This is a genomic window from Gimesia benthica (genome assembly GCF_009720525.1).
GTDB classification, from domain to species: domain Bacteria; phylum Planctomycetota; class Planctomycetia; order Planctomycetales; family Planctomycetaceae; genus Gimesia; species Gimesia benthica.
The window spans coordinates 6,592,966-6,604,547 of the sequence record NZ_CP043930.1 but is presented as its reverse complement, the minus strand read 5'-3'; the positions used below and the strand labels follow the sequence as shown (position 1 = coordinate 6,604,547).

Below are 11,582 nucleotides of genomic sequence, written 5' to 3'. Positions count from 1 at the left end.
GAGAAATGATGACTATGGCTACGATAGAAGAAGTGGAAACTCACCACGATCCCATCGACCGTCTCAGAGCTACGATGTGTGCCACGCGGGTCAGTTTTGAATGGTTCGGTACCCGGAAGTCGCTCACACGTGACCAGAAGGCCCAGGCCGCCGAATCGTTTGGGGCGGAAGGAGCGTTCCTGAGTGCCGGCAAGAAGCTGCTGGATACAGGGCATCCCCGTTTTCGGGCCGTAAGTGCCGTTCGTAACCAGGTACGGAAATACTGGACCTCGGTCAGTCTCCCCTTTCCGGAACCGGGCATCCGCTTATTGCGACACGATACTCTGACCGCCTTCCAGGAACAGATGCATCGGTTTACGGAGGAACTGGCCGAGGCGGTTGCGGAACTGGATGAACAATACCTGTCCATGAAATCGGCGGCCCGGGAGCGTCTGGGAAGTCTGTTCAATGACGATGATTACCCCACAACGCTGGTAGGGCTATTCGAAGTGACCTGGGAGTTCCCCAGTATCGAACCGCCGAATTATCTCAGACAGCTCAATCCCGAACTCTACGAACAAGAGTGCCAGCGCGTGCAGTCGCGATTCGAGGAGGCGGTCCGGTTGGCGGAAGACGCTTTTCTGGATGAGTTGTCGAAACTGGTGTCGCATCTGACAGATCGCCTGAGTGGACAGGCCGACGGCCGTCCCAAGGTCTTCCGGGATTCTGCCATCGGCAACTTGCACGAGTTCTTTGAACGTTTCCGGTCGTTGAATGTGCGGTCCAACGAGCAACTGGATGCCCTGGTCTCTCAGTGTCAGAACATTGTGGAGGGAATTCAACCCCAGGAACTGAGGAAGCGGGACGCCCTCCGGCAACAGGTGGCTTCCGAACTGTCGGGCGTCCAGGCTGCCCTGGATGGCCTGCTGGTCGACCGGCCGCGGCGTCAGATCATACGGACTCCGAAGTGAGGATGTAACATGCAACTCATCATCACACCTGAAGGACAAGTCCGCTGCATTTACGCGGAAGACATTGACCTGGCCGCCATCGGTCGACTGCAGATCTCACGCGGCTCGTTTGTTGAACCGAATGCGGCTGGTCAATGGATCGTCGATCTGTCCCCCGTCCAGGGACCGCGGCTGGGGCCGTTTGCGCAGCGGAGTGCGGCCCTGCAGTCAGAAGTTGACTGGTTGGAGCAGCACTGGCTCACTCCCAGTCCTTGAAAATGAAATAACCCCCAAATGTGCCCCGGTCTTGCAGAATTGTCGCTGCAGGGCTGGGGCTTTTTTTATTTAACCTATGCTTTAAAGGAGACATTAGATGAAACAGTCAGACTTGAATCGGGCCGTCGCCCTAGCTACCGGCGAGACAATCGCCACCGTCAAACGCCTGGGCTTTTTATTAGCGGAACCCCAGGAAACCGTTGATCCGGATTCGGAAACATCGGGACCGCTGGTCATCGATTGGGACGAACTGGAAAACCAGCGAATGGCTCCACAGACAGAGGGATTGAATCATGTTCCTTCATGGGTGTGATCTCGAGATCATTCGCTGCTCCAGCCAGGCAGCTGGTCCCTTCCAATCAAATCGACTGCAGATGCTCCATAGTGGGCGGCATCGGGGACGACGTGCCGTTAAGTCTCGGCGCAGAAAACGACGTCGCAAACGAAAGTCGCTTAGTTAAAGCATTACTTCTTATTAATACATCTCCAAATCAATTCCAGAAAGGAATGCTATGAAAGTTTTATTGATTAACAACGATGGTGGCGGATTCGCGGACTACATTGAAGTCGCCGCGGGAACCACGGTCGCTCAACTGTTCGAACAACGCATGCCGGATGCGAACGCCTCGGACTATCTGATCCGGGTCAATCGCCAACCGTGTCCTCCCGATCAGCCGTTACAGGACGGGGACCGGATTTCGATCACTCCGACAAAAATCGAGGGTGCGAAAGGCTAGCCTTTTTAGAAGTGAATTATTTTGTCTCTGACAGGCTGTCGGGATCACGGTCCCGATAGCCTGTCTTCTATTAATGTAAAAGGAGTAAACGAATAATGAAACAGAGTTTGAAAACGGTCTGGCGGATGGCCAGTCTCATTGAGCAACAACTCGGCTCACAGGGAAGTGAGTCAAATATCGCGCTACCGGAAGCGGCCTGGCTGAGCTGTCTGCGATTGATCCGTATGCGACAACAGGTACAGGAACGGGGTTGGTTCCGTGCTGCCTCCAAGCTGAAGCGGGTACTGATACCTGATGTCATCCAGCTGACTCAACATCTGGTAACTTTACAGCAGGAACTGGAGTCAGCCACTGCTGAAAATCCTGTCTCTGTGATCCGCACCATCTTCGAAGATCTGCTGGCCCTGGAAGAGGAGTTTGGTGAATACAGCATTGATCTGAAAAGTAAGACGATTTCGGTGGTGACAGAGCCAATTGTGCTGGAAGGCGTCTATCTGGGGGCGTTTGAGATTCGGCTGGAGTTTGCAGATCTCAATTCAGACTCACACTTTCACTACCAGGTGTTTGCTCAAGATCCACAGCCGCCGATCACCGATGATGCAGTCACGCATCCGCACGTGCAGTCTGACAACGTCTGTGAAGGAGACGCCCGTATGCCCATCAGACGCGCCCTGGATCAGGGGCGGCTGCTGGATTTTTTCGTGCTGGTGTCCCGTTTGTTACGCACTTACAACCCGGAAAGTCCCTATGTCGCCCTCAGCGACTGGCACAGTGCAGAATGCAGTGATTGTGCGGATGTCGTTACCACAGATGAGCAGACTCACTGCACCAGTTGCGAAAACCGCTTGTGTCGGCAATGCGCCAATCGCTGTAGCGGCTGTAGTTCCTCATTTTGCCACGACTGTTCGACCCGCTGTGAAATCTGCCGTGATGACTGTTGTGAATCCTGCCTGAAAGAGTGTGGACTCTGTGGTTCCAACTGTTGTTCAAATTGCCTCGATAATGAAGAAAGGTGCCCGATCTGTGAAACACAGGAAGACGAAGAAACGTACGAACCGGACCAGGAAACCACATCGCCGGAGACGGTCCCCCCTGCCGGCGCTCCGCTTTAGCCCAACCGCCTGGGCCAAACTGCTGTTTTTGCGTGATTATGGACATACGGAGGTCGGCGGCTTTGGAATCGCGGCCTCGACGGATTTGCTGCTGGTCCAGGACCTGCAACTCGTGAAACAGACCTGCTCGCTGGTCCATGTTGCCTTCGATGATGAAGCGGTGGCGAATTTCTTTGACGATCAGGTCGATGCAGGACTCCGCCCGGAGCAGTTTGGTCGGATCTGGATCCACACTCATCCGGGAGCTTGTCCGGAACCCAGCCCCACTGATGAGGAGACCTTTGAACGCGTCTTCGGTCGTTCTGACTGGGCCGTGATGTTCATCTTGGCGCGGCAGGGGCGATCATATGCCCGCCTGCGGATGAATTCTGGTCCCACATTTGAATGTGAGATTTCAGTCAGGCGGGATTACTCTGAGCCCTTTCCAGGCTGTGAACCCGAATGTTGGGAAGGGGAATATTTAACGAACGTGCATCCGGAGCAACGCCAACCCGGCCGGCCGTTATCGGCGTTCGACAATTTTGAATGGGATGCGGACTGGTTTTTCAATGAACCTGATAGGGAAGGAGACTTGAAGTGACAAATACAACGATAGACCGTTTTCAGAGCCAAAGTAGTCTGGTACCCGCTGAACGGCTTTCACAGATTTCGGTGACTGTCATCGGTGTGGGAGCCATCGGACGACAGGTGGCCCTGCAGCTGACGGCGATCGGGACACCGCGGATTCAGCTTGTTGATTTTGATTTGGTCGAATTGACCAATATCACGACACAGGGATATCGGAGACAGGATCTGGGATCAGCTAAAGTCGAAGCAACAGCTCAGGCGATCCGGGAGCTCGATGATTCGGTTCAAGTGGAGACAGTTTCGGATCGGTTTCGTTCGTCTATCAATACAGGAGAGGCTGTTTTCTGCTGTGTGGATTCGATCTCTGCCCGTGCGGCGATCTGGCGATCCATCAGCAGAGAATGTGCGTTCTGGACAGATGGCAGAATGCTGGGAGAAACGATCCGAGTGCTGACTGCCACAAAGAATTCTGGAATAGACCAGTATTCAGAGACACTCTTTCCTCAACCCCAGGCTCAGGCGGGCAGTTGTACCTCACGCAGTACTGTGTATGCAGCCGGCATCGCAGCGGGACTGATGGTGCATCAGTTTTGTCGCTGGCTGCGTGGAATATCCTTAGAGCACGATATGACTCTAAATCTGTTGGCAGGCGAGACTGTAGTAAATTGACAACTTACGATACTATTTTCTCTATCATCCTATAACGCAATAACCAGAACAGGCAGGCCACCTTTGAAGGTGGTCTGCCTGCTTTTTTTAGCTATCAGAATATTTTAGTCATCATGGAATTCCCAACGAGGGCAGTATGGCTTCCAGTTCTTTAAAGCTTGTTGTCTCCGTATGTCAATAACGTTCCTCTTAACCCTGGGAGCATTATCGTTCCACAACGCACTGCAATTCATATCTCAGCTTTCCGTTGAAGGATTCAATGTAACCGCTTTCCCAAGGACTGCCTGGCCCAATGAACAAAGTCTTCACTTCGCCCCTGTGCAGCCAATCACGCACCCGCTCAGCCGTGAACTCGGGACCATTGTCACTGCGAATATGGTCCGGGACTCCACGACGCACAAACAGGTCACTGAGGTGTTCCAGAACACTTTCGCTGTTCAACCTCCTTTCGACATCAATGCACAGGCACTCTCTGGTATATTCATCGAGCACGGTCAACATCCGGAAGGCCCGACCATTGTGCGTGCGACAATGCACAAAATCGTAGCTCCTGAAATGATCCCGGTGCCGGGGACGTAGCCGGACACAGGAACCATCATTGAACCAGAGTCGACGACGTTTCTGCTGTTTTTGTGGGACTTTCAGGCCTTCCTGTCTCCAGAGTCGTTCCACGCGCTTGTGATTCACTTTCCAGCCTCGCCGTCCCAGTAACTCGGTCACCCGACGGTAACCATAACGGCCGTACTGACTCGCCAGATCGATGATCTCCCGAACCAGCCGAGGTTCATCTGAAGGGACCACAGGCTGCCTCCGTTGCGTGGAACGGGATTGTCCCAGGACACGACAGGCACGGCGTTCCGAAACCTGATCGTGTCCCAGGGAATCTCTTACGGAATTCACAACCTTTCAGAGAAACACTGCTGAGATGACCTTCTCCCCGATTCTTGATCCATGTGGAATGCGAGAGATTTTGTTATCTTGTATTCTGGAAAAGGATCAGATCTATGAAACGAAAACGCTACACAGAAGAACAAATCGCTTTTGCTTTACGCCAGGCTGAATCAGGAACCACAGTGGCGGAAGTGACCCGCAAGATGGGCATTTCCGAGCAGACCTTCTATCGCTGGAAGAAAAAATATGCCGGGATGGGGGTGGCTGAACTGCGGCGTCTGAAGCAACTCGAGGAAGAAAACAAGAAGCTGAAACAGCTCGTGGCCGACCTCAGCCTCGATAAGAAGATGCTGCAGGATGTCGTCCAGGGAAAGGTATGAGGTCTGATCGTCGTCGCGTAGTGGTGAAGCGGCTTCAGGCAGGTTATTCCCAAAGCGAACGTCGTGTTTGCAGGGCGTTGAACTTTCCACGAACCAGCCACCGCTACAAAAGTGTTCGAGACGAGAGGACCGAATTACGTATCCGGTTACGTGATCTGGCCCGTACCCGCGTGCATTACGGTTATCGGCGGTTGCATATCCTGCTTTCGCGAGAAGGTTGGCACGTCAATCACAAGCTGGTGTACCGGCTCTATGTCGAAGAAGGCCTGCAAATGCGTCGAAAACGCCCCCGGCGGAATCGGAGCTGTCAGGTCCGGAAAACACGTCAGCAAGCCAGTCGCACCAATGAGAGTTGGAGCATGGACTTTATGGCCGATCAGCTGTTTAACGGGCAGCGGTTCCGACTGTTGACGTTAGTCGATAACTTTAGTCGTGAGAGTCTGGCCATACAGGTGGGAACACGGCTGACTGGAGATGAAGTGGTGGCAGCTCTGGATCGCGTCAAAGAGGCCCGAGGCTGTCCTCAGTCAATCCGCGTGGATAACGGCCCTGAGTTCATTTCGAAGAGTCTGGACTGGTGGGCTTACTTCAACAAAGTGACTCTGGATTTCAGTCGACTGGGAAAACCAACCGACAATGCGTATATTGAATCGTTCAACGGGCGAGTTCGCCAGGAGTGTTTAAACCAGCATTGGTTTTTAAGCCTGGCAGACGCTCAGGAACAAATTGACCAGTGGCGGCTGGACTATAACGAAAACCGCCCACACAGCTCGCTGGGAAATCAGACCCCGGTGGAGTTCGCGAAAAAATCATCCCTGGCGCGCCAGGGATGATTTTAACTTGGATCTCTAACATTCCAACTGGTACAGAGTTGGGGGCAAGGTCAAGAGACCCCAATGCTCTCATAACAACTGGTATGGAAATGGGGGGCTGTCAAGAGATCTGGATGATGCCCTGAATGAACTGAAACGGTTCGTCTCCATTCATGAAAAACCGCTCCAAAACTGGCGAGTTGGAAGAAAACATCCCCGAAGGATTGACCGTATTTACCATTCCTGGCGGACATCGCAAGCGGATGCGAACCATGAACATGCTGGAACGTCAGAATAGGGAATTAAAACGACGCTCCCGGTGGCGGGACTGTTTCCCAATGAGGAGTCGCTGCTGAGACTGGTAACCGCGGTACTGGTGAAACTCAGCGACGACTGGGAAACCGGCATGAAATACTTGACGATTTAATACTGATCAGCGAAACCGAAGGTCCCGGGAATTTACAGAATGTTTGTTGCTTTATTGGAGAAGACGAGTTTAGATTTTATTGAGGCATCGCTCCGATGTCCGAAACGAATCATGATTATCTTGAAAACAACTTCCGATCAGGAATAGCCTCATCGAAAACCGTACGCATTCGGCGTATTGTCGGTCCAGTTATTCGTAGTTCGGTTGCGTCCCGCAGAGCTAAACTCTGCTTCACTGGTACAAAATCATTGTATCTTACCAGATTTCATAATAGCGACTTGAATTTCTCAGAGGTAGATATCAGAAAACCTAACCTGCAAAAAGTCTGGTGAAGAATCATATTCTTTTTACGTTAAAATCCATTTTTAAATGAATATACTTGCAATGTGAACTTGTAGATAGTAATGATATACCAACTAAACATGGCACATGACCCAATAACCACCACTGTTTAATAGGTCAGATCTATTAAATACCGAATATGAGGTCAGAGTATCAGTACTACATTTTTTAAGCTCAAGAATGTTACAAAAAATAAATTCAAAAAACTCGATATACAGTCTACTTTTAGCTCTCATTTCAAAGGGAATTAATTTTTATTACTGTGTTCTTGCTTTGGTGATATTTTTTTTAAGTTCACTAGTATACTATTTCACCACTTCAGAACCGATAGCACAAGAAATTAGAAGATCAGCTAACCATGTCGCTTCATTTAAAGGTAATCTAACCATTCAGAATGTAGTAGATCTTGGAAGAATACCTCCTGAAAGCAAATCAGTTGGTCGTTTTTCAGTGAAAAATGAGAATGACTTTCCAGTAAGAATTAAAAACATTTCAGCCAGTTGTGGTTGTACGGTTGTTGAGAGCTACGATCCAATTGTACCAGCAGGATCTGAGATTTTTATCCAGTTTACATTAGGAACTTCACGTGCAAACCCTTATTCAATTTCAAAAAATATCGCAGTAATTACTGAAGGATTCAGTAGTGATGTGCAGTTAAAAAGTCAAGTTCAAGTCATTGCAACAGTAGATAAATCATTGGGTATTGATATTGTGCCTCGGATTGTTCGAGTAAATCCTAAGGTAAATGATACTCTGAAAATAACGGTGACAGGAGCAAAAACTCTAGTTTCTGAATTTCCAAATGAATTAAACTTGGCTAACGAAGATTCTCTTACCTTTAATTTGCCAAATATTATATCTTCTGGACAAGTAGTCTCTAAAGATTGCAAACTAGTTGGATGCATTGATCGTAACCGTTTCATTAGAAGTAAATCGCTCAATGTGAAGTGGGCTTTCAAGGGAAAGCAATGCGATCTAACAATACCGATAGTGATTGAAAATTCGAATAATATTCGTATTAATCCAGGAATTATCAGGCTGCCAGATTCCAATTTCAACAAAGGGGCCAGTTTTACTCTTAATAGTATTGACGGTTCGGATATTAGAGTAGTTGATGTTACTCCATTAGGCCGTCAGGATTGGAATTCTACTTACGATATTGATTCAAGCACTGTCAAGGTTACTCTCTCAAAAAATGGATGTGTTCAGCTTAAATCAAATCACAAGCATCTTTTGAAATTAACATTGAAAACAGAAGGTGGCGAAGAATTGATTTTAAAACTACCAATTCTTCATGGTTCAATCAGAAAATAACAAAAAAGGAGCCTCAAATGTCATTTGTCTCGGCAAAAAACAGCGTGATTTTATTCTTCGTGGTACTTCAATTCTGCATTTACGCAACAGCGAATCAATGTAGCATACTATATGCTGAATGTACAAATACAACTCCAGACTACTGCTGTGTTGTCCAAGTTGGCTGTCCAGGACTTGAAGATGATGGAACGTGTTACCATTTAAATGGTCGTTATATGAAAGTCAAATCAAAAGTTGCTGCCAGTTTCTGTATGAACCAACACGTTGTTGAAGCTGATCCTAAACTCTATAATCAATGCGGCATTGACCCCGCAGATATGGTACCCTGCGCAGAAATTTGGATGTGGCCCGCTCCAGCCACAGATTGTGATGACTCTGGTTTTGAACTACCCGCTTATCGAACTATTGCTAATTGTTGTGGGTGGCAATGTGTTTTTACCGTTTAAAATTAAGAATTACCATTCTTGGTCTCACCGTCCAACATGATGTGCTTACAAGAAATGGGGTTTTCGTGTATGCTTTATGACGATTAATTGAGACCTATTACACTATACCTTGACTGGGAATACGGAATTTTTTCGTTTTACAATCGTTATTTTTATATCTGAAATCTCTATTACAACTAAGTTAAGGTTATATCACATTTAATGCTGGAAATTACTATGTGGAAAATACTTATCCTTGGCTTCGTCTTTTTTCAATACGCCAGTCAAATAGCGTGTTGTCAAGATGATTCAATTACTGCAGCAAAAGCTGCATGGCAAAACAAAGTTGAGCAACTTACCAGACTCACTGTTGACTATTCATTTAAAGTACAAAGGTTCCCGGCAGAAGAAGAGAACAGTGATATTAAACTTGATGATGGAGCATCTATTTCAATTCGCACCGAGAACACACATGGTACTGGGGGGATATGGCGCGATGGCAAACAGTGGAGAGTGTATCGGAATTTAGATGACTCTTTAGACATCAATAACAATATTTATTATAAGAAATACATTGCTTCAAACTCTACCAATCGATATGAGAAACTTTATATTTTCTCTGGAGATAAACAGATAAGAGGTTCTATATCTGATTTACCTGACCTTCCAGATGAACAACATTTCAATATAGCGATCGGCTTTAAGTTGTTAAGAGAAAAAGAGTGGATTGATAAAGAATTCATTCAAGCATGCGAAGGCCTAAACAATGCTGATGGATCTGTGTCGCTCGTTCACAAGCCAAAGGACTCCCACAAACGTTATATCTTTAAATTTTCACCAGTAGACAATTACGCACTTATTTCTTGTGAAGGTTTCTCTCCTAAAGGAATGAAATTCTTTTCTGCAAATATGGAAGATTTTATTGACGTTCAATCTTATTATTTGCCACAGAGTGCAACAATAACTTTCTTTCGTATGGACGGAACAATTCGTGATGAGTTTACCTATGCAGTCTCTAGATATAACACCAACGAAGAGCATAATTTTTTGATCAATTGGCCCATTGGGGCAATTGTTGCTGACGCTCGAACTGGAGCTAATGTCGAGATAAAGACCCGCCCACAGCGCCTTGATGAAGCAATACTCGAAGAAGCAAAGAAAGAAATAGATCAAAAGATTAAAAAACCTCTAAGAAATACATCCCCTTTATCAGACTCCACTGCCCAATTTCGTTGGATATTTATTATTTCTATAAATATTATTCTAGTTTTAGTCTTGTTGGTATTTGGTATAAGAAAAAAGCTTAAAAAATAATAAATAGGGAATTAACTCAAGTAAGATTAGTCTAACCAGTTTGACCTTCTTCCCCCCCTGGTATGGCTCCCTTAACTTCATCCATGCGGAATGACCTGTCCCCCCCTTAACCACGTCCAGAACTTGATATACTAATCAGGATTCTGGACTAATTGAGGATGAGGCAACATGCCCATGACCTGCCTCAAAAACCTGTGCCAAGTCTCATGAAGGTTGGTTTATGTAATTTCGCTGTGCAGTTGGAATGAGGGCGCAGCCCGATTGGAAACTGCACAGCGACTCGAAAACTCCGCCAGCGTAACATATCCCAGCGAACTGTGTGGGCGTTGTCTGTTGTAATCTTCCTTCCAGCCAGCTGTGAGCCTGCGGGCTGTTCCCAGATTCTCAAACAATTCGACTGCCAGGAATTCATCTCGAAATCGACTGTTGAAACTTTCAGCATAACCGTTTTCCCAGGGGGCTCCCGGCTCGATATACAACGAGTTAATCTCCAGTTGACTCAGCCAGCGTTGAATTGCTCTGGAAACAAATTCCGGACCGTTGTCACTCCGGCATTCCTCTGGAAGAAAACAGTTCAGCCAGAGTATCAATCACATCCTCGCTGCGAATGCTCCGATCTACCTTAAATGCCAGACACTCCCGGGTAAATTCATCGACTATGGAAAACAACTTCAGGGAACTGCCCGATGAGGTTCGGTCAAACACAAAATCCCAGCACCAGACATGATCTTTCTGTTCTGGCCGCAGCCGGTGACAGCCATTAGGAGAGTCACCGGTCCTGCGACGTTTTCTCTTCTTTTGAGGCACTTTCAGCCCTTCCCGACGCCATAAACGGTACACACGGGTGAAACTGGCGTGCCAGCCTTCCCGCTGCAACAGCCTGGCGATCCGGCGATAGCCGAACCGGGGCCGTGACCGCACCAACTCATACATGCGTTTGACCAGGGACGGCTGATCACTGCGTGGGCTCGACTGGTAACGCTGAGTGGAACGAGGCTGATCCAGAACCACACAAGCTCTCCGCTCAGAGACACGGAACTCATTCTGGATCGCTTTGACGGCAGCTCGTTTTCGGGAAGGGCTTTCCAGTTTCCCTCCGAGATATATTTCAGCATCTTGTTGTCCAGAGACAAACCAGCGACCAGTTCTTTCAGTCGTTTATTCTCATCTTCCAGTTGTTTGAGACGCTTGGCTTCTTCCGATTTCATGCCGCCATACTGATTCCGCCAGCGCAGATAAGTCGATTCACTGACTTCCAGGATCTGCAGCACGGATGCCAGATCTTTACCGGCATTCAGCATCGCATCTGCATCACGCAGCTTGCGGACAATCTGCTCGGGGTTGTGACGTTTTCTTCGCTTGTTCATCAAAAGTTCTCCTCGTCAAA

The 11,582-nt window shown here is 48.0% G+C and carries 13 protein-coding genes and 2 pseudogenes; 13 read left to right on the top strand and 2 right to left on the bottom strand.

From position 1 onward, the window contains the following. Positions 1–8 precede the first annotated feature (8 nt). The 7 genes from F1728_RS25805 (at position 9) to F1728_RS25775 (ending at position 4,290) form a co-directional block, all read left to right on the top strand. Positions 9–950, top strand: a complete 942-nt coding sequence (locus F1728_RS25805; protein WP_155367497.1) for a hypothetical protein — start codon at positions 9–11, stop codon at positions 948–950. 9 nt (positions 951–959) lie between these two features. Next, positions 960–1,205 carry a hypothetical protein gene (locus F1728_RS25800; protein ID WP_155366444.1) on the top strand — a complete coding sequence of 82 codons (246 nt, stop codon included), beginning with the start codon at positions 960–962 and terminating at the stop codon, positions 1,203–1,205. Positions 1,206–1,302: 97 nt separating this feature from the next. Then, positions 1,303–1,518 carry a hypothetical protein gene (locus F1728_RS25795; protein ID WP_155366443.1) on the top strand — a complete coding sequence of 72 codons (216 nt, stop codon included), beginning with the start codon at positions 1,303–1,305 and terminating at the stop codon, positions 1,516–1,518. Between the two features lie 199 nt (positions 1,519–1,717). After that, positions 1,718–1,942, top strand: coding sequence for a MoaD/ThiS family protein (locus F1728_RS25790; RefSeq protein WP_155366442.1), 225 nt, complete (start codon positions 1,718–1,720; stop codon positions 1,940–1,942). Positions 1,943–2,037: 95 nt separating this feature from the next. Continuing rightward, entirely contained in the window at positions 2,038–3,054 is a 1,017-nt protein-coding gene (locus F1728_RS25785; RefSeq protein ID WP_155366441.1) for a hypothetical protein, read from the top strand. Then, positions 2,966–3,634 (top strand): MPN domain-containing protein, encoded by a 669-nt coding sequence (locus F1728_RS25780; RefSeq protein WP_228030351.1) that lies wholly within the window; start codon positions 2,966–2,968, stop codon positions 3,632–3,634. Before F1728_RS25785 ends, F1728_RS25780 begins: the two co-directional genes overlap by 89 nt. Beyond that, complete coding sequence (locus F1728_RS25775; RefSeq protein ID WP_228030350.1) at positions 3,631–4,290, top strand: HesA/MoeB/ThiF family protein; 660 nt, start codon at positions 3,631–3,633, stop codon at positions 4,288–4,290. Before F1728_RS25780 ends, F1728_RS25775 begins: the two co-directional genes overlap by 4 nt. A gap of 225 nt (positions 4,291–4,515) precedes the next feature. On the opposite strand, the pseudogene F1728_RS25770 reads toward F1728_RS25775, so the two are convergent. Continuing rightward, positions 4,516–5,154 (bottom strand): annotated as a pseudogene (locus tag F1728_RS25770) (IS3 family transposase); the annotation flags it as partial. A 140-nt stretch (positions 5,155–5,294) separates the two neighbouring features. Between F1728_RS25770 and F1728_RS25765 the strand changes: the two are divergent. From F1728_RS25765 to F1728_RS25740, 6 genes are all read left to right on the top strand, one after another. Then, positions 5,295–6,394, top strand: a protein-coding gene (locus tag F1728_RS25765) for an IS3 family transposase (RefSeq protein WP_155366439.1) whose coding sequence is annotated in 2 segments (ribosomal slippage) — positions 5,295–5,559 and positions 5,559–6,394 — 1,101 coding nt in all. Because the reading frame shifts where the segments join, the coding sequence is not laid out codon by codon here. 152 nt (positions 6,395–6,546) lie between these two features. Next, a complete protein-coding gene (locus F1728_RS32775; protein WP_155366438.1) occupies positions 6,547–6,729 on the top strand; it encodes a transposase in 183 nt (60 codons plus the stop codon). After that, on the top strand, positions 6,693–6,800 hold the full coding sequence (locus tag F1728_RS32770) for a transposase (protein WP_194242526.1): 108 nt from the start codon (positions 6,693–6,695) through the stop codon (positions 6,798–6,800). Before F1728_RS32775 ends, F1728_RS32770 begins: the two co-directional genes overlap by 37 nt. A 522-nt stretch (positions 6,801–7,322) precedes the next feature. Then, positions 7,323–8,456 (top strand): DUF1573 domain-containing protein, encoded by a 1,134-nt coding sequence (locus F1728_RS25750; RefSeq protein ID WP_155366437.1) that lies wholly within the window; start codon positions 7,323–7,325, stop codon positions 8,454–8,456. Between the two features lie 17 nt (positions 8,457–8,473). Beyond that, positions 8,474–8,902 carry a hypothetical protein gene (locus F1728_RS25745; RefSeq protein WP_155366436.1) on the top strand — a complete coding sequence of 143 codons (429 nt, stop codon included), beginning with the start codon at positions 8,474–8,476 and terminating at the stop codon, positions 8,900–8,902. 216 nt (positions 8,903–9,118) lie between these two features. After that, positions 9,119–10,195, top strand: a complete 1,077-nt coding sequence (locus F1728_RS25740; RefSeq protein ID WP_155366435.1) for a hypothetical protein — start codon at positions 9,119–9,121, stop codon at positions 10,193–10,195. A 218-nt stretch (positions 10,196–10,413) separates the two neighbouring features. On the opposite strand, the pseudogene F1728_RS25735 reads toward F1728_RS25740, so the two are convergent. Next, positions 10,414–11,562 (bottom strand): annotated as a pseudogene (locus F1728_RS25735) (IS3 family transposase). Between the last annotated feature and the right edge of the window lie 20 nt (positions 11,563–11,582).

What these genes read in the sequence shown, in the direction of transcription:
- F1728_RS25745 (WP_155366436.1), top strand. Translation starts at nt 8,474, where the DNA reads ATGTCATTTGTCTCGGCAAAAAACAGCGTGATTTTATTCTTCGTGGTA.
- F1728_RS32775 (WP_155366438.1), top strand. Translation starts at nt 6,547, where the DNA reads ATGAAAAACCGCTCCAAAACTGGCGAGTTGGAAGAAAACATCCCCGAA.
- F1728_RS25785 (WP_155366441.1), top strand. Translation starts at nt 2,038, where the DNA reads ATGAAACAGAGTTTGAAAACGGTCTGGCGGATGGCCAGTCTCATTGAG.
- F1728_RS25750 (WP_155366437.1), top strand. Translation starts at nt 7,323, where the DNA reads ATGTTACAAAAAATAAATTCAAAAAACTCGATATACAGTCTACTTTTA.
- F1728_RS25795 (WP_155366443.1), top strand. Translation starts at nt 1,303, where the DNA reads ATGAAACAGTCAGACTTGAATCGGGCCGTCGCCCTAGCTACCGGCGAG.
- F1728_RS25800 (WP_155366444.1), top strand. Translation starts at nt 960, where the DNA reads ATGCAACTCATCATCACACCTGAAGGACAAGTCCGCTGCATTTACGCG.
- F1728_RS25740 (WP_155366435.1), top strand. Translation starts at nt 9,119, where the DNA reads ATGTGGAAAATACTTATCCTTGGCTTCGTCTTTTTTCAATACGCCAGT.
- F1728_RS25805 (WP_155367497.1), top strand. Translation starts at nt 9, where the DNA reads ATGACTATGGCTACGATAGAAGAAGTGGAAACTCACCACGATCCCATC.
- F1728_RS25790 (WP_155366442.1), top strand. Translation starts at nt 1,718, where the DNA reads ATGAAAGTTTTATTGATTAACAACGATGGTGGCGGATTCGCGGACTAC.